The following is a 16,440-nucleotide window of genomic DNA, read 5'->3' as shown; positions in this document are numbered from 1 at the left end:
GGCAACGTTGTTGTTGGCAGCGGTGGAGGGGCGGCTGCCCCACCTTGGGGATGCCGCCGCTCCGGGCGCACCACCCACCGCTCAATACAAGGTCACTTCCTTGTGCTCGCCCAGGCTGCGCGGTGGCTCGCCGGTGATGGCAGCCTTGGCCATCTTGAAGAGCTGCACCATCTTGCTTTGGTCCACATCCCAGTACTCAGCGTGGCGAATGCGCACCGCCAGCAATGCCAGGTTGGGGTCAGACACCCCGCCCGGGAACCATGCCTTGGCCATGGGGGACCACAGGGCTTCCTTTTGCGCGTGGTCGTCCACCACGCGGGCCTGGCCCGACAGCGACAAATAGCTGTCGTCGTCCGGGTTGGCGTACGACACATTGACCTCGCCATCGGTCAGCAGGCGTTCATACAGTTCGCCAGACTTTGTGATGAAGAAATACAACTCGTTGTTTTCGTCGAACTGCCGGTTTTGCGTGGTGAGCGGGTGCGCGTGCAGCATGCCTGTGGAGGTGCGGTGCGTGAGCATGCCAAACCGGATGTCCTTGATGAGTTTCCACAAGGTTTCGTGGGCGGGGGTATGGTGTTGCATGGGGTCTCCGGGCGGCGAATGGCGGGTGGATGAAACAGTTCAGGTCAGTCCACTCACTTTAGGCAGCCCTCCGCGCTCCTCCTGTCAGCCCCACGCTCGCGGGGGCGTGGGCATTTGTCTCACATGGCCGGGGCCACAGCTGCCAATTGCGCCGGGTCGTAGAAGAACTGCTCCTGTGCAATCAGTTCGCCCTGCCAGCGCTGGTAGGCCAGTTCTTCCAAGCGCGTGTGGAGGCCATCCCGGCGGGTGATGTCAAAGACCCAGCGGATGACCACGGTCGTGCCTTCCACCAGCACCGGCCGGACGGCGGTGGCTTGAACCCGGGCCACGCCCGCCAGGGCCCTGGCTTCGTGGGCCAGCAACGCGGCCTTGCCAATGCGTGGCGGGTGCTGGTTCTCCGGCATCGACGCATCGTCCGTGTAGAACTGCTCGATCGGCCCCAGCCCCGCGCCGGACTGCACCAGCGCAATGAATCGGTCAATGGTTTGCTGGGAGGGCATGTCACGCCTTCTTCAAAAACTCCGACTTCAGCAACATGCTCCCCAGGTCGGTCTTGCATTCCACGTTGTGGCCGTCGGCGCCGTCGACCAGACGGATGCTTTTGATCTTGGTGCCTTTCTTGAGCGTGGACGACGAACCCTTGACCTTGAGGTCCTTCACCAGGATCACGGCGTCGCCGTCGGCCAGGGGGTTGCCATTCGCATCACGCACGATGCCGTCGCCTGCATCGGCGTCGGCCTCCAAAGCGTCCGCCGCTTGCGGCCATTCAAACGCGCAGTCGGGGCACATGTAGTTGCTGCCGTCGGGGTAGGTGTTCTCCTGGCCACATTGGGGGCAGGCAGGCACGGTGTTTGGCATGGGTTTCTTTCTGGTTGTGATGGGCGAAAAGGCTGGCGACTTTACAGCGGCTACAGCGGCGCGCGTTGCTCCAGCGCAAACGGCGGCAGGCCCTTGAGCAGCCGCTGGCCGTAGCTGGTGCGCGTCAGCCGCTTGTCGTAGCAATACACGTGCGCCTGGTCCTCTTCGGTGCGGATCGCACGGCCCACCCATTGCGCCAGGCGGATGGCAGTGGCGGGCACCACCAGTTCGCTGAACGGGTCGCGCCCCACGGCGCGCAGCCATTCGGCGCGGGCCTCGCCCACCGGGTCGTCGGGCGGGGCAAAGGGCAGCTTGGTGATGAAGACCGACTCGCACAGGCGCCCGGGCAGGTCCAGCCCCTCGCCAAACGACTGCATGCCAAAGATGACCGAGGGCTCGCCGTTCTCCACGCGCTCGCGGTGGCGCTTGAGCAGCTGCGTGCGCGGCAGCGCGTTCTGCACCAGCACCACGCTGCGCATGGCGGTGGGCAGCGCGTCCACGGCCTGGCGCATCTGTTCGCGTGAGGTAAACAGCACCAGCGCGCCGTATTCCACGCGCGCGATGTCGTGCAGCAGCGCATCGACCATCTCGGCCGTGAACTGCGCGGCGTTCTTGGGGTCGGCGCGTGTCTCGGCGGCAATCAGCGTGCCCTGCGCGGCGTAGTTGAAGGGGCTGGCCACCTCCAGCGTGGTGGCGGACTCGTCGCCATGCAGGCCGGCCTCGCGCAAAAAGAAATCGAAATTGCCGCAGCTGGTCAGTGTGGCCGATGTCAGCACTGCGCCGCGCACCGCGCTCCACAGGTGGTTGCGCAGCGTGGTGCCCGGCAATATGGGGCTGGCGTGCGCCTTGACCACGATGAAGTCGCCATCCACCTCCAGCGTGAACCACTTGGCGGCGGGCACGAAGCTGCGGTCGGCGCCTTGGGGCGCATCCTGCAGCAGCAGTTGCGCGGTGGCGTGCAGCTCTTCCAGGCGCGGCGCCAGCATGCCGATCTGCGCATACAGCGTGGACAGGCGCTTGGCCTCCTCAGGCTTGTCGCGCATCTCGGCGCGCAGGGCCTTGCTGATGGCGCGCAGCGCTTCCAGGAAACCATCGGCACTCGCGGCCAGCAGGCCCAGCGGCGCAACCAATTGCTCGGGCAATTCACCGCGTGGCACACGCACACGCGCCGGGCCCCAGGCGCTGGGCTGGCTTTTGAGCTGGGCGCCATACACATCCATCACGATGCGCGCCAGGTCCTGCAGCGTCTGCCGCAGCTGTGCCGAATGTTTGGGGATGTCGGCAATCTCTTCGACCTCCAGCAGTGCCCCAATGCGCAGGCCCCGGCTCGACAGCCGCTCGATCCACGTGATGCGCGAGAGATCCATGCTGCAGGCAAACTGGTCGAGCGCCGTGGCGGGCAGGTGGTGGGCTTCGTCCAGCACCAGCAGGCAGTTGTCCAGCTCCGGCAACACGCGCGCGCCCAGCGACGACAGCAGCAGATCGTGGTTGGCCACAATCACCTGCGCACCCACAAGCTCCTTGCGCTTGTCGTAGTAGGTGCACTGGCTGAAGGCCGGGCAGTGCTTGCCGGTGCACGAGGCGCCCTCGGCCGCCACGGGGCTCCATACCTCGGGCTCGGGGGGCGTGTCCAGGCTGTCGCGGTCACCATCCCAGCCGCCCTTCGACAGGGTCTGCGCCATCGTTGAATAAAACTGGATGCGCGCCTCGGTCTCGTGCCGGGGGCGCTTGGCGCGGGCGGCGGCTTCCTCCTCGGCAAACAGGTCGTCGTCGCCCTCTTCTTCCGCCTCTCCCGTGCCCGCCAGCCGGTCGAGCTTGAGCTTGCACACATAGCGCCCGCGCCCCTTGGCCAGCGCAAATTTGAAGGGCTGCGGCAGCAGCGCCGCCAGCGCGGGCAGGTCCTTGTTGACCAGCTGCTCCTGCAATGCCACGGTGGCGGTAGAGATCAGCACCCGCGTGCCGCGCGACAGCGCCAGCGCAATGGCAGGCGCGCAATACGCCAGCGACTTGCCCACGCCCGTGCCCGCCTGGATGACGGCGATGGAGCGCGTGGGCGCCGCCTCGCCACTTTCTTCATCCACCTTGCCCAGCGTGGCGCTGCTGAACGTGCGCGCCACCTGCTCGGCCATCAGCCGCTGACCGGCGCGGCTGCGAAAACCCTCGGTGGCCGATACCACCGCATCGAAAGATTCAAGGGCCTGCGCGGCCCACACCTGTTGAGACATACAGTAGTGTCGCATGCCAATGAAGGGATGGGGCCTGGCGATGCCTTGTGGCGGATAGACAGACTGGACCCCCACGGTAGCCATGAAAGAAAATCCCCGTATAGCTACAGGAGAGCAATGATGCGGGGGGGATATGCGGGGGGATGTGTGCAGAACTGCGGTTCGCCGCTGCGCGGCACGCCTGGGGTACGGGCAAGCCTTGTCCCAGGCTGGGCGGAAAGTGCGCCAGGCATCTTGCTGCGGGCGCTGGGGTTCGTGGTGCTGCTGTGCATGGGCACATCTGGCGCGTGGGCACAAAAAGCCCCGCCTTCGGCTGCCCAGGCTGACAGCCCTGCGCGCCAGCGATTGCTGGCGCAGGAGCTGGTACCGCAGCAGCCTGCCCGGTATGCCTGGGGGCGCGCGGCGGAGGCCCTGGGACAAGAGGCTGATGCGCTCTATTTGCGGCTGGCTTTGCTCGACGAATGGTTGCTCGCCCTGGAAGGGCAGCCGGCGCAGGCCGGCCGCACCATCGAAGCTGCCATCACCCATGGGCGGGGGGTCGATGCTGACGACCTGCAGCGCCGCGCGCGCAGGGTGTGGCCCTCCATCCTGAAAGCCCACCTGCGGCCGCAATGGGACATGGACGGCCCCGGTGCCCCGCTACCGTCCGAACTCGACGCCCTGGGCGCAGACATTGCGCAAGAAGGCCCCGGCCTCTGGGTGCATCGGGCCAAGGATGGGCGAGTCCGGGGCCTTTACCTTTGGCTGGGCGTGCGCAATGGACTGAGCGAGCCCGTGCCCTTGCCCGAGTTTGCGCTGCGCCTGGGCCGCCCCGGCCAGCCGGCGGCTGCACCGCTGATGCAATGCTATTTGCCCCGGTACAGCGCGCGGCAGTTCGTCCCGCCGCAGAGCACCCAGCATTACCTGTGCCGCACGGCGGAGGGCGGCTTCGGGCTGCCGCCCTCCGGCGTGGGGTGGCTGGCGCAGATGGGGGAATGGTTCCGTCAAGGGGCCACCTTGCAGACCGAACTGCCCCAGCACGACCAGGCCCTGTCGCGCACGGTCCGTATCCTGGTTCAGGTGGACAACCCGGCGGTGGACGACTTCCTGCGCGGCGCCCGTGAATCCACCGAGATGCAACAACTGCAACAACAGCGTGCCCAGGCGGCAGCGGCCGCCGCCACAGCGGGCAAGAAGGCGGCTGATGCAGCCAAGGCTTCCCGCCGCGCTGACGCGCCTTTGCCGCGCTGGCTCCGGCTGCTCGCGTTCTGTGGTGGCGCTGCGGGCGTCGTGTTGCTTTATGGCCTGCTCGCGCACCACGTCAGCGTTGCGGTGGCGTCCGGGGTGCTGTGGTTGGGCCTGGCCATTCCGAGCGCGATCTACCTGCGTTCGATCTGGACAATGGGCGGGACCGACGGCTGGGGCAAGCTCGTGGCCATCGTCTTGTCAGGTGCCGCCATCGCGGCGCCTTTTGTGGGCACGCTCGCCGCGTACACGGCCTACAAGCTGGTGGTGAGCGCGCAGGCGCGCCGCAAGGCGATCCTCTTCTTGATCGGCGTGATCGTGGTCATCGTGCTCAATGCGCTGGAGCGGTGGTTGTTCTGGTGACAGCAGGCTCCGCACGCCCGCAGCGGCGCGGGGACTGGGCCTACAGCGCGGGGCGGCCAGCGGCGTTAGGGTGGAGGGACTCTACGTTGCATACCAAGGCCCAGCATGAAAACGACCCCCACCGCCCCCCGCACGGAAGAGGAGATCACCCCCTCCGCTCCCGTTCCCGCCCGCACCGAGCGGCGCGTGAATACCACCCAGCCCCAGCCGCAGCCAGGCAGCGGACCTGAAGACCTGAGCGAGCCCGAACCTCTCCTGCCCCATGAACGCGACGAATCGGTGGACATGACCCACGGCAAGCCCGACGTCCAGTTGGAGCAGGCCTACCGCGACGTGAAGCGGGGCTTGCTCGACACAGACCGGGGGCCTCCGGCCGACAAGGCCTACCAGAAGCAGAAATAGCAAATGCTCTGAATTTAATAGCTATTAACGCTTTATGGATAAGCGTCAGGAGCCAATTTCATCTGTTTTTTGGCGTACCCGCCGCCACGAACCAGCGTGGCAAATGGTCGTGCGCCGACACCAGCGATTCGAGCACGCCATGGCTGCGCCCGGCCACATCGGCGGCGGGTTGCTTGAGGTCCGGCACGATCACCACCGCCACGCCCGCAGCCTGTGCGGCGCGTGCGCCGTTTTCGCTGTCTTCAAAGGCCAGGCACTGCGCGGGGTCCACGCCCAGGCGCCCGGCCGCCAGCCGGTACAGGGCGGGGTCGGGTTTTCCACGCGGCACCTCGTTGCCGCCGGCCCACGCCTGAAAGTGGTGCAGCACGCCCACCCGGCCCAACCGGTGCTCGATTTCGTCGCGGCGCGACGATGACGCCACTGCGCACGGCACACCTGCGTGCCGCAGCGCCTGCAGCAGCGATGCGGCGCCAGGTTTGAGGGGAAACAGCGGCTCTGGCCCGCCATCGGACAGCCGCACCGCCACATCGGCCAGCACCTGCTCGAACACGTGCGGACCACCCAGTAGGGCAGTGAGCATGGCGTCGGAATCGGTGGACGCGCGCCCCACCACCTGCAGGTAGTCGGCCTCGGCCAGCGCAATGCCCCGCGCCCGCGCGGCGCCGATCCAGGCACGCAGGGTCACACGCTCGGAATCGACCAGCAGTCCGTCCATGTCGAAGATGGCGGCGGTGAATCCGGGACGGCGGGGGAGCTGGGGCATGTCAATGCTCTGCTATTGATAGCAATTAACGCTTGTTGGATAAGCGCTGGTGGCACTTTTTATCCAAACCATCGACCCACCAGCCGTTCGTCAACCCCGCTCGCGCAGCGCCCGCTCGATGCGGTTGCGCTGCACCGTGGTCTTGGGCACCTTGAAGGGGAACCAGCTGCGCACGTCTTCTTCGAGCCCGATGCCATGCATGTAGTTGTAGATGGCCTTCTTGAGCGCGCCGCCCAGCGCGTCGTGGTCCACGCCCGTGGGGTCGATGAAGGCCACGTCGTTCTTGGCAAAGTCACCCGGGGGCAGCGGCGCCAGGGTCACGCCGTATTCCTCGGGGTTCTTGCCGACCGGTGAGTGCACGGTGCAGGCAAAACGGTGGAAGAAGCCGCTCTGGATGCAGCCGTTGGCAAACAGCTGGCGCACGTATTCGAGCGCGTCCACCGTGTCCTGCACCGTCTGTGTCGGAAAGCCGTACATCAGGTACGCATGCACCAGGATGCCCGCGTCGGTGAACGCCCGCGTCACGCGCGCCACCTGGTCCACCGACACGCCTTTTTTCATGAGAGTGAGCAGCCGGTCGGAGGCCACTTCGAGCCCACCCGAAATCGCAATGCAGCCACTGTCGGCCATCAGCTCGGCCAAGTCGGGGGTGAAGGTTTTCTCGAACCGCACATTGCCCCACCAGCTGATGCCCGCGTTGCGTGCAATCAGCTCGGTGGCCAGCGCTTTCAGTGCCTTGGGCGGCGCGGCTTCGTCGACAAAGTGAAAGCCCGTCTGCCCCGTCTCGCGCACGATGGCCTCGATGCGGTCGGCCAGCACCTCGGCGCTCGCGCCCTCATAGCGGCTGATGTAGTCCAGGCTCACGTCGCAGAAGCTGCACTTCTTCCAGTAGCAGCCGTGCGCCACGGTGAGCTTATTCCAGCGCCCGTCGCTCCACAGGCGGTGCATGGGGTTGAGCATGTCCAGCAGCGACAGGTAGCGGTCCAGCGGCAGGCCGTCCCAGGTGGGTGTGCCCACCTCGGCAAAGGCGATGTCGGCCTCCATCATGTTGATGTACTGCACGGCGCCATTGCCACCTTCTCCGTCGTTGCGCACAAAGGTACGCACTAAGCGCTGGCGGCCGCGCTCGCCGCGCACATGTTCCAGCAGCGCCAGCAGCGGGCGCTCGCCGGCGTCCAGCGTCACGTAGTCGAAGTGGTCGAACACGCGCGGGTCGGCCAGCTCGCGCAGCTCGGTGTTCACAAAACCGCCGCCCAGCACCGTCACCACCTGCGGGTGACGCGCCTTGATGGCCTGTGCAATGCGAAACGCCGCATACACCGAGCCCGGGAAAGGCACCGAGAGCAACACCACATCGGGCGTGTGGCGCTCCAGGGCCTCGTGCGTGAGCTGCTGCAGCATGTCGTCCACCAGCGTAGGCGGCGCGGCCAGCGCATCGGCCAGCGGGTCAAACGTGGGCTGGCTGCCCGCCAGCGATTCGGCGTAGCGCACAAACTCAAAACGCTCGTCCACCGCATCGCGCAGCACATCGGCCAGGTCGTTCAGGTACAGCGTGGCCAGGTGCTTGGCCTTGTCGTGCAGGCCCAGGGCACCGAACGCCCAGCCCAGCGGGTCGCCGCCCTCGTCGTCCACATACACGTCCAGCGTGGCAAAGCGCGGCCCCTCGGGCAGGTAGTGCCGCCCGGCGATGCGGTGCGCCAGCGTGCTGTCCCGGCCCTGCAGGAAGGCGATGGCCGGGCCAATGGTGGCGAGGTACCGGTCCTTCTGCGCGGCAAAGCTCTGCACGGCGGGGCTTTGTTTTTTGGTGGGCAGTGCGTCCACCTTGGCAGCCACGGCCTTCAAGCCCTGGGGCGAGAGCAGTTGCAGCACCAGCGCCAGCGCCAGGTCTTCCTGGAACGCGGTGACGCCGCGCGAGCGCAGAAAGCCCGTGAGGTAGGCGGTGGACGGATAGGGCGTGTTCAGCTGCGTCATCGGGGGGATGACAGAGAGCACGCGGCACGGAGAAGAGGCCATGGGACGCGGGGGTTGGTAAGCCCCGATTATCCGGGCCTGCGGTTTCTCCCGTGCGGGTGTGGCTACTGCAGCAGGCGGGGGCCTGCCTTTTGGGTGTGGCTCAGCGGTGGGCTGCCAGTCCGCTGCGCGCCTGGGCCACGGTGTCTTCGGCCCGCCGGCGCGCGAGCTTGACCTGGTACATGGTCTGGTCCGCCACGCGCAGTGCCTCTTCGGTGCCGTGTGGCTGGTCTGGGGCAATGGTGACGACGCCCACGCTGGCGCCGCCGTAGTCCAGTGAGGCGCCCGGCAGGTCAAAGCGGCCCTGGGTGACCTGCGTGATGCGCTGGCTCAGTGCGTCCTGTGCAGAGTGCGCTGCGTCGCCACCGTGCGCGCTCAGGCTGATCACCACAAACTCGTCGCCACCCAGGCGTGCGGCCAGGTCCTCGGCGCGCAGCAGGCCTTGCAGCCGCTGCGCGATGGCGATGAGGAATTGGTCGCCCACCTCATGGCCATGGGTATCGTTGATGGCCTTGAAGCCATCCAGGTCGATGAACGCGATCTGGACCCCCATATGCCGGCGCCGGCCTTGCGCGAGCATCCGCTCCAGCGATTCCACGAGGGCCCGCCGGTTGGGCATTCCTGTGAGCTGATCGGTGGCCGCCATGGCCGCGAGCTGTTCGTTGGCCGACAGCAGCTTCTGGATGAGTTGCTCGCGCTCCACCTGCTGGCCGATCAGGTAGGCGAACAGCGTGAGGATGCGCTCGGCCTCGGGCGTGCGTGGGCGCGTGTGGGTGCTGGCCGCACACAGCGTGCCGTACAGCGCGCCGTTGCCCATGCGGACGGGCTTGCTCACGTAGGTGCGGATGTTGAGGTCGCGCGCCGCCTGCGAATCGCCCCAGCAGGCCGGCACGTCGTCGGTGAAGGTGCGGCCTTCTTCCAGCGCACGTTTGCACAGCGTGTCGTTCCAGGGCACGACAAGGCCTTCGGGAATCTGCATGGCGCTGGAGTTGCGTGCATACAGCACATGCTGCACACCCTGGACCTCGTCGATGGAGGTGAGGTAGGTGGACTCCAGCCCCGTCACCGCCTCCAGCATTTCCAGAAGCGGCCGCGTCAGTTCCTCCACCGACTGGGCGGTGGAGACGGATTCGGACAGTTGCTGAAGAAGTTCGCTCATACACCAGAAATTATGGGCCGCGGCGCACAGGGGGCCGCGGCGGTAACCCGGGGAGGATCAGGCGGCTGGTGCCGGTGTGGGCGTGGCCTGGTAGTTGTTCTTCACGCGCACATAGTGCTCGGCCGAATACTTGAGGTAGGCCATCTCGGCCTCGGTGAGCGCACGCTGGCGCACGGCCGGGCGGCCGATGTAGAGGTAGCCGCTCTCCAGCACCTTGCCGGGCGAGACCAGACTGCCCGCGCCCAGCATCACGCGGTCTTCGATGACGGCGTCGTCCATCACGATGGAGCCCATGCCGATGAGGCACTCGTTGCCGATGCGGCAGCCGTGCAGGATGACCGAATGGCCGATGGTGACGTAGTCGCCGATGACGAGCGGCGAGCCCTCGGGCTTGGCTGCATTGCGGTGCGACACATGGCCCATGGTCAGGTCCTGCACATTGCTGCAGGCGCCGACCACGATGCGGTTCACGTCGCCGCGCAGCACGGCGTTGCACCACACCGAGCTGTCGCGGCCCAGGGTGACGTCGCCGATGACTTGGGCGGAATCATGGATGAAAACGCCGGTGTCCAGAACCGGGGCGGTGTCGAGGTAGGGGGCAAGAGGCATCGGTGTCTGAAGCTGTGTGGGGAAACGGCCAAGCGTAGTGCAAACCGCAATGCGGATGCGCGGATGTGTTGAGGCGACGTTGCGGTCGGCCGGAAGGAAGTCAGCGCGCCACCGCGTAGAACCCTAAAAACATGTCCACCGCATCGGCCAGCACCTGCTGCTGCTGGGCCGCGTCCAGCGGGGGGCGGCCCATGGCCAGCTGGGGCCAGAAGGCAAAGGCCTTGACCATGCCGTGCAGCTGGTGCGCTGCGTATTGCGGGTCCACGTTGGCACGCAGGGCCCCGTCCTGCTGGGCCGCACGGATCCACCGGGGCAGGCCCTCTTCCTTTTCGGACAGGCGGGTCACCATCGCCTCGGCGCGTTCGGGCGTGTGCATGATTTCTGCCATGGCCACGCGCGAGAGGTCGATGAAGCTCGCGTCGTTGAGCAGCTGCATCTTGTGCTCCAGCACCTGCAGCAGCTGGTCCCGCAGCGGTCGGCCCGCGTCGTAGGCCACCTCGGCCAGCGACTGGCTGCGGTCCCACAGGTGCCCCAGGATGGCCTCGAAGAGCTCGTCCTTGCTGGGGAAATGGTTGTACACGGTGCGCTTGGAAACCTCGGCCGCCGCGGCCACGCGGTCCATGCTGGTGCCGTTGAAACCGTGCTCGCGAAACTCGGCAATGGCGGCTTGCACGATGGCCTCGCGCTTGCGGTCGGTCAGGCGAGACGGGGTGGGAACAAGGGTCATGGGGTCATTTTACACCGGCGAGTTTACTTTTTTAAAAAGTGAACTACACTGTGCAGTGCACTTTTAAGAAAGAGCCCATGCCCCGCCGCATGTCCCGATTCCTCCTCATCCTCACTGCCCTTGTTGCCATGGCCTACAGCATCCTCTCCTGCGCCTCGTTGCCCGCCACGTCGTATGCCGACTCGCCCCAGCAGGTGGACGGCAAGTTCCGCAACACCGCCCCGCGCGAACAGCCGGGTTTGTTCAAGACCGCCGCCATCATGTGGCGCTTTGCCACAGGCAAGCCGGCCGACACCGTGCCCCGCCAAGCCCTGCCGGTGCAGGCGCTGTCGCAGGCCGACCTGTTGGCCGCGCCCGACCGTAGCCTGTGGCGCCTGGGCCACTCCACCATGCTGCTCAAGATCGAAGGCAAGTTCTGGCTGACCGACCCGGTGTTCTCCGAGCGCGCATCGCCGTTCCAGTTTCTGGGCCCCAAGCGGTTCCATGCGCCGCCCATCGCCCTGGACGACCTGCCGCCCATCACGGGCGTGATCCTGTCGCACGACCACTACGACCACCTGGACTACGACGCCATCCAGCAACTGGCACCCAAGGTGGCCCACTTTGTGGCCCCACTGGGCGTGGGTGACCGGCTCATCGCCTGGGGGGTGCCCGCCGCCAAGGTGCAGCAATTCGACTGGTGGCAAGGCACCACCATCGAGGGCCTGCGCCTGGTGGCCACTCCCGCCCAGCACTTTTCGGGGCGCAGCCTGTCGGACGGCAACCGCACGCTCTGGGCGTCGTGGGTGCTGATGAGCGGGCAAGGTTCCGATCAGGTGCGCATCTTCTTCAGCGGCGACACGGGCTACTTCGATGGCTTCAAGGCCATCGGCGAGCGCTTTGGCCCGTTCGACCTCACGATGATCGAGACCGGTGCCTACGACGCGCAATGGCCCGATGTGCACATGCAGCCCCACGAAAGCCTGCAGGCCCACCTGGACGTGAAGGGCCGCCACCTCATGCCCATCCACAACGGCACGTTTGACCTGGCCATGCACCCCTGGACGGAGCCGTTTGAACGCATCACCGCGCTGGCGGCCAACGCTGCCGTGCCGCTGGTGGCGCCCGTCATGGGCGAGCGCCTGGACATCCGCACACCGGCCCTGTCGAAACACTGGTGGCGTGATGCAGCGCAGCCGCAGACTGCCCGCACGAAGATGACGGACGCGCAATCCGCGCCGTTGCCACGCCTCTGAACCCACGCGGCCTCGCGCATCCTCACGCGGCTCCGCGCAGCAGTGCCCCCACCACCCGCGCTGCCGTCAGGATCTCGGGCGTGTCATACCCTGCGTACCCCAGCAGCCAGCCCCTGCGCGGGGACTGCATGGCATAGCGCGACAGCGGCGCCAGCATCACACCCGCTGCCAGCGCCTTGCGGCTGATCGCCTCATCATCGGTGCCGGGCGCGCCTTCGTGCAGCAGGTGCATGCCCCGGTCGCTGGGCCACAGCTGCACCGCGCCATCGCTGGCGTCGGCCAGGGCGCTGATCAGCACCTGTTGGCGGGCGAGATACAGCTCCCGCATGTGCCGCAAGTGGCGCAGCAGGTGCCCCTCGGCAATGAAGCGCGCCAGCACCGCTTGCGCATCACCGGGTGCATGCCGGTCGGTGATGGCACGGGCCATGGCAAAGGCCTCCACCAGCGCGGGTGGCACCACCACAAAGCCCAGGCGCAGCCCGGGGTGCAGGGTCTTGGAGAACGTGCCCACGTACAGCACCCGCTCGGACCCCGGCAGGCTGCACAGCGCGGGCACGCGCTGCGTGTTGCTGCCGTATTGAAACTCGCCGTCGTAGTCGTCTTCCACCACCCAGGCGTCGTGCGCGCGGGCCCATTGCAGCAGCGCCTGCCGCCGCACCAGGCCCATGCCGACCCCCGTGGGGAACTGGTGGGTGGGCGTGACCACCGCCATGCGCGCAGCGGGCCAGCGGGTGGCGGCCTCGTCGATGCGCATGCCGTCGGCATCCATGCCCACCGGCCGCGCCAGCGCGCCATGCCCCAGCAGGCTGGCGCGGATGCCGGGGTAGCCCGGGTCTTCCACCAGCACCTCGTCGCCCACATCCAGCAGCAGCCGTGCAATGAGGTCGATGCCCTGCTGCGAGCCCGAGCACACCACCACCTGCGCCGCATCGCAGCGGATGCCGCGCGAGGCCCACAGCCATTGCGCCACGGCCTGGCGCAGGTCCGGGTCCCCGGCCGGGTCCAGGTACTGGGCGCGGTCCACGCGCTGGCGGGCGCTGGCCTGGCGGGTGAGCCGGTCCCACAGCACAAACGGAAAGGTGGCGACCTCGGGCGCGCCAATGCGGAACGCCTTGGCGGCCGCCAGCGGGGGGCGCCAGCGCGCCGCCGTGTCGGCAATCAGCTGCCCCCGGCGCGACAGGCCCCGGGGCGGCGCCACCAGGCCTTGCGGGGCGGCCGAGGTGGCCGCCACGGCCTGCGACACATAGGTGCCGTCGCCCACCCGCGCTTCCACATACCCTTCGGCCTGCAGCCGCTGCACGGCCCACAGCACGGTGTTGCGCGATACGCCCAGGCTGCTTGCGTGCTCGCGCGACGGCGGCAGCCGCGTGCCCGCGCGCAGGCTGCCCTGCTCGATGGCGCGGCGCAATTGCTCATACACCTGCTGGCGCAGGGTGGTGGCGGTAGATCGATGGGCTCGATTGGCTCCAGGGCTAGGCACGAATTGGCCCTTTCAATGTTGTGATGCCGCCATAAACTGAAGAACCATTGTAGAAACCCGGGCCGCCACCGTGCGATCCGCCTTTGTTGAGAGAACCCCATGGCCCCACACATCGCCACCGTCACCTGGCAGCGCGGCAACGACGACTTTCTGGACAAGCGCTACCGCCGCGCCCACACCTGGCACTTCGATGGTGGCGCCACGGTGGCCGCATCGTCGTCGCCCCATGTGGTGCCGCTGCCGTATTCCGACGCCGCGGCCGTGGACCCTGAAGAAGCCTATGTGGCGGCCCTCTCCAGCTGCCACATGCTGTGGTTCATGGATTTGGCCAGCCGTGCGGGCTTTCGGCTCAACAGCTACACCGATGCGGCCGTGGGCACCATGGCCAAAAACGAGCAGGGCCAACTCGTCGTTACCCAGGTGCAGTTGAGCCCCGTCACGCGCTTTGACGCGGCCCACGCGCCCAGCGCCGCACAACTCGACGACCTGCACCACCGCGCCCACGCGTCGTGTTTCCTGGCCAACTCGGTCAAGACGCGGATCGACTGCGCGCCCGTGCTGGAAGTGGAAGGGGCCTGACATGACGATTGCCAACCGCCAGTTCCAGGTGACGGCCCCGGCCATCCTGCAGGCCCTGGTGCGGGCCCAGCCCCTGGCCACCCTGGTCGTATCGCACGAAGGCGTGCTGCATGTGAACCATGTGCCGCTGTACCTGGACCCCACGCGTGGCCCGCACGGCACGCTGGTGGGCCACGTGGGGCGTGCCAACGGTGTCCTGCCACTGCTGCCGCAGGCCGCCGTGGCGGTGTTCCACGGCCCGCAGGCCTACGTCTCGCCCTCCTGGTACCCGTCCAAGGCCATCGACGGCAAACAGGTGCCCACCTGGAACTACGCCACCGTGCACGCCCACGGCACGCTCCATGCAGTGGACGACCCGGTGCAATTGCGCGCCATCCTGCACACCCTGAGCGAGCGGCACGAGGCCCACCGCCCGGGCCCTTGGCGCATTGACGATGCCCCGCCCGACTACATCGACAAACTGCTGCACGCCATCGTGGGCATCGAACTGCCGGTGGACCGCTGGGAAGGCATCTGGAAAGTCAGCCAGAACCGTACCGACACCGACCGCGCGGGCGTGGTGCAGGGCCTGATGGCCGAGGGCACATCCGCAGCAGAGGACATGGCCGCGCTGGTGTTGGGGGGCTTGATGCCATGAGCAACGGGGTTTGTCAAAATTGATAGCTGCTAGCGCTTGATGGATAAGCGCTAGCGCCTTTCTTGACACAAAATCGCGTGTCCCACGGGGTTCTCAGCCCTCCAGCAGTTCCACCCGCAGTGTCACCACCGGGCCTGCCACCGCAGGGTGTGCGGCCAGCGCATGCACCGCCAGGTCCACGTTGGCCTGCGCCACGGCGTCCGTCAGCACCAGCACCTGGGTGTGGCTGCCCGATGGCAGTGATTTCTCGGCGGCCAAGGCCACCTGCAGCACCGGCACCTGCTGCGCGGCCAGCCAGGCGCCCACGGCCTCGATCTGCTGCGCGCTGTGCACCGGCACGCGCAGATAGTGGCGTGTGTGCACGGCCGCGCGGGGCAACACGGCCAGGCCTTCGTTGACCGCGTCTGCGTGAAACCCCAGGTGCGGCACCCGCTGCGCGGCACGCGTGCCATCGAGCCGCGCCACATCCACCAGGTCGGCAATCACGGCCGATGCAGTTTGCTCGGACCCCGCGCCCGCGCCGTAGTACATCGTCACGCCCGCTGCATCGCCCTTGACCATGATGCCGTTCATGGACCCGTTCACATGCGCCATCAGGTGCGTGGCGGGCACCAGCGCTGGCTGCACGCGCAGCTCGACGCCGTCCGCGCCACTGCCTGTGCGGCGCTTGGCCACGCCCAGCAGCTTGATGCGAAAGCCCAGCTGCTCCGCACACGCCACGTCCAGCCCCTGCAGCGCGGTGATGCCTTCCACCTGCGCATCGGCAAAACGCACCGGCATGCCAAACGCATTGGCCGCCAGCAGCGTGATCTTGTGCGCGGCGTCGATGCCTTCGATGTCGAAGGTCGGGTCGGCCTCGGCGTAGCCCAGCGCCTGGGCCTGGGCGAGCGCTTCGGCAAAGCCCACGCCTTCGTCGCGCATCTTGCTCAGGATGAAATTGGTGGTGCCGTTGATGATGCCGGCCACCCATTCGATGCGGTTGGCCGTGAGGCCCTCGCGCAGCGCCTTGACGATGGGGATGCTCACCGCCACCGCGCCTTCGTACGCCACGACCACGCCGTGCTGGCGCGCGGCGGCGAAGATCTCGTTGCCATGCACCGCCAGCAGCGCCTTGTTGGCCGTGACCACATGCTTGCCCGCGCGGATGGCGGCCAGCACCCATTCACGCGCGGGGCCGGTGCCGCCGGCGGCCTCCACCAGCACGTCCACATCGGGGTGCGTGGCGACCTGCATGGGGTCGTTGGTCAGGGCCACGTCCTTGCCCACCACGCTCATGGCACGGGCCAGGCTGCGGGCGCAGACCACCACCATCTTGATGCCCCGCCCCGCGCGGCCTGCGATGAGTGCCTGGTTGCGCGCCAGCACGCGGAAGGTGCCTGCGCCCACGGTGCCAATGCCGATCATGCCCACGCGCAGAGGGCGCATCGCCACGGTGGCGGCGTGCAACGGTTGAGGCTCTAGGGATGGGACGGGATCGCGGTACATGGACTTCTCCGGCTAACGAACAAACAAAAAAACCCAGCTGCCAGAGCTGGGTTTCGTGCATTCGTCTTGAGGGAGAAGAGAGCGATCACCAGGTGGCTG

Annotated in this window: 16 protein-coding genes; 5 read left to right on the top strand and 11 right to left on the bottom strand. The window is 67.3% G+C overall.

Going from position 1 to position 16,440, the window contains the following annotated elements:
* Window positions 1-81: 81 nt before the first annotated feature.
* The 4 genes from ASE52_RS17085 to dinG form a co-directional block, all read right to left on the bottom strand.
* Window positions 82-585 carry a pyridoxamine 5'-phosphate oxidase family protein gene (locus ASE52_RS17085; RefSeq protein ID WP_057227800.1) on the bottom strand — a complete coding sequence of 168 codons (504 nt, stop codon included), beginning with the start codon at window positions 583-585 and terminating at the stop codon, window positions 82-84.
* A gap of 119 nt (window positions 586-704) precedes the next feature.
* A complete protein-coding gene (locus ASE52_RS17080) occupies window positions 705-1,085 on the bottom strand; it encodes a nuclear transport factor 2 family protein (protein WP_057227798.1) in 381 nt (126 codons plus the stop codon).
* Between the two features lies 1 nt (window position 1,086).
* A complete protein-coding gene (locus ASE52_RS17075) occupies window positions 1,087-1,443 on the bottom strand; it encodes a zinc ribbon domain-containing protein YjdM (RefSeq protein WP_057227797.1) in 357 nt (118 codons plus the stop codon).
* A 50-nt stretch (window positions 1,444-1,493) separates the two neighbouring features.
* Complete coding sequence (gene dinG, locus ASE52_RS17070; RefSeq protein WP_057227795.1) at window positions 1,494-3,668, bottom strand: ATP-dependent DNA helicase DinG; 2,175 nt, start codon at window positions 3,666-3,668, stop codon at window positions 1,494-1,496.
* A 270-nt stretch (window positions 3,669-3,938) separates the two neighbouring features.
* On the opposite strand from dinG, the gene ASE52_RS17065 reads away from it, so the two are divergent.
* Together ASE52_RS17065 and ASE52_RS17060 are read left to right on the top strand one after the other, a co-directional pair.
* Entirely contained in the window at window positions 3,939-5,255 is a 1,317-nt protein-coding gene (locus tag ASE52_RS17065; protein WP_241777032.1) for a hypothetical protein, read from the top strand.
* A 105-nt stretch (window positions 5,256-5,360) separates the two neighbouring features.
* On the top strand, window positions 5,361-5,657 hold the full coding sequence (locus ASE52_RS17060) for a hypothetical protein (RefSeq protein WP_057227791.1): 297 nt from the start codon (window positions 5,361-5,363) through the stop codon (window positions 5,655-5,657).
* Window positions 5,658-5,715: 58 nt separating this feature from the next.
* Here the strand turns inward: ASE52_RS17060 and ASE52_RS17055 are convergent, their stop codons facing one another.
* From ASE52_RS17055 to ASE52_RS17035, 5 genes are all read right to left on the bottom strand, one after another.
* Entirely contained in the window at window positions 5,716-6,420 is a 705-nt protein-coding gene (locus ASE52_RS17055; RefSeq protein WP_057227789.1) for an HAD family phosphatase, read from the bottom strand.
* A 90-nt stretch (window positions 6,421-6,510) separates the two neighbouring features.
* A complete protein-coding gene (locus ASE52_RS17050; RefSeq protein WP_198928118.1) occupies window positions 6,511-8,433 on the bottom strand; it encodes a B12-binding domain-containing radical SAM protein in 1,923 nt (640 codons plus the stop codon).
* 100 nt (window positions 8,434-8,533) lie between these two features.
* Window positions 8,534-9,589, bottom strand: coding sequence for a sensor domain-containing diguanylate cyclase (locus ASE52_RS17045; RefSeq protein ID WP_057227786.1), 1,056 nt, complete (start codon window positions 9,587-9,589; stop codon window positions 8,534-8,536).
* 57 nt (window positions 9,590-9,646) lie between these two features.
* Window positions 9,647-10,198 carry a gamma carbonic anhydrase family protein gene (locus tag ASE52_RS17040; RefSeq protein ID WP_010464967.1) on the bottom strand — a complete coding sequence of 184 codons (552 nt, stop codon included), beginning with the start codon at window positions 10,196-10,198 and terminating at the stop codon, window positions 9,647-9,649.
* Between the two features lie 100 nt (window positions 10,199-10,298).
* A complete protein-coding gene (locus ASE52_RS17035; RefSeq protein WP_057227784.1) occupies window positions 10,299-10,925 on the bottom strand; it encodes a TetR/AcrR family transcriptional regulator in 627 nt (208 codons plus the stop codon).
* Window positions 10,926-11,053: 128 nt separating this feature from the next.
* On the opposite strand from ASE52_RS17035, the gene ASE52_RS17030 reads away from it, so the two are divergent.
* Entirely contained in the window at window positions 11,054-12,160 is a 1,107-nt protein-coding gene (locus tag ASE52_RS17030; RefSeq protein ID WP_057227783.1) for an MBL fold metallo-hydrolase, read from the top strand.
* A 22-nt stretch (window positions 12,161-12,182) separates the two neighbouring features.
* Here the strand turns inward: ASE52_RS17030 and ASE52_RS17025 are convergent, their stop codons facing one another.
* The gene (locus ASE52_RS17025) at window positions 12,183-13,640 is read right to left on the bottom strand and encodes a PLP-dependent aminotransferase family protein (RefSeq protein WP_057227781.1); all 1,458 of its coding nucleotides are present in this window, start codon (window positions 13,638-13,640) and stop codon (window positions 12,183-12,185) included.
* 99 nt (window positions 13,641-13,739) lie between these two features.
* Between ASE52_RS17025 and ASE52_RS17020 the strand changes: the two genes are divergently transcribed.
* Both ASE52_RS17020 and ASE52_RS17015 read left to right on the top strand, forming a co-directional pair.
* Window positions 13,740-14,219, top strand: a complete 480-nt coding sequence (locus ASE52_RS17020) for an OsmC family protein (protein WP_057227779.1) — start codon at window positions 13,740-13,742, stop codon at window positions 14,217-14,219.
* Between the two features lies 1 nt (window position 14,220).
* Window positions 14,221-14,856, top strand: coding sequence for an FMN-binding negative transcriptional regulator (locus tag ASE52_RS17015; RefSeq protein ID WP_057227777.1), 636 nt, complete (start codon window positions 14,221-14,223; stop codon window positions 14,854-14,856).
* 93 nt (window positions 14,857-14,949) lie between these two features.
* On the opposite strand, the gene ASE52_RS17010 is transcribed toward ASE52_RS17015, so the two are convergent.
* Entirely contained in the window at window positions 14,950-16,341 is a 1,392-nt protein-coding gene (locus ASE52_RS17010) for a homoserine dehydrogenase (RefSeq protein ID WP_057227774.1), read from the bottom strand.
* Between the last annotated feature and the right edge of the window lie 99 nt (window positions 16,342-16,440).

Origin of the sequence: Acidovorax sp. Root275 (assembly GCF_001428965.1) — a bacterium.
In the GTDB taxonomy this organism is placed as follows: Bacteria; Pseudomonadota; Gammaproteobacteria; order Burkholderiales; family Burkholderiaceae_C; genus Acidovorax; species Acidovorax radicis.
Note: the sequence above shows the minus strand (reverse complement) of the source record. Positions and strands in the feature narration are given on the sequence as shown.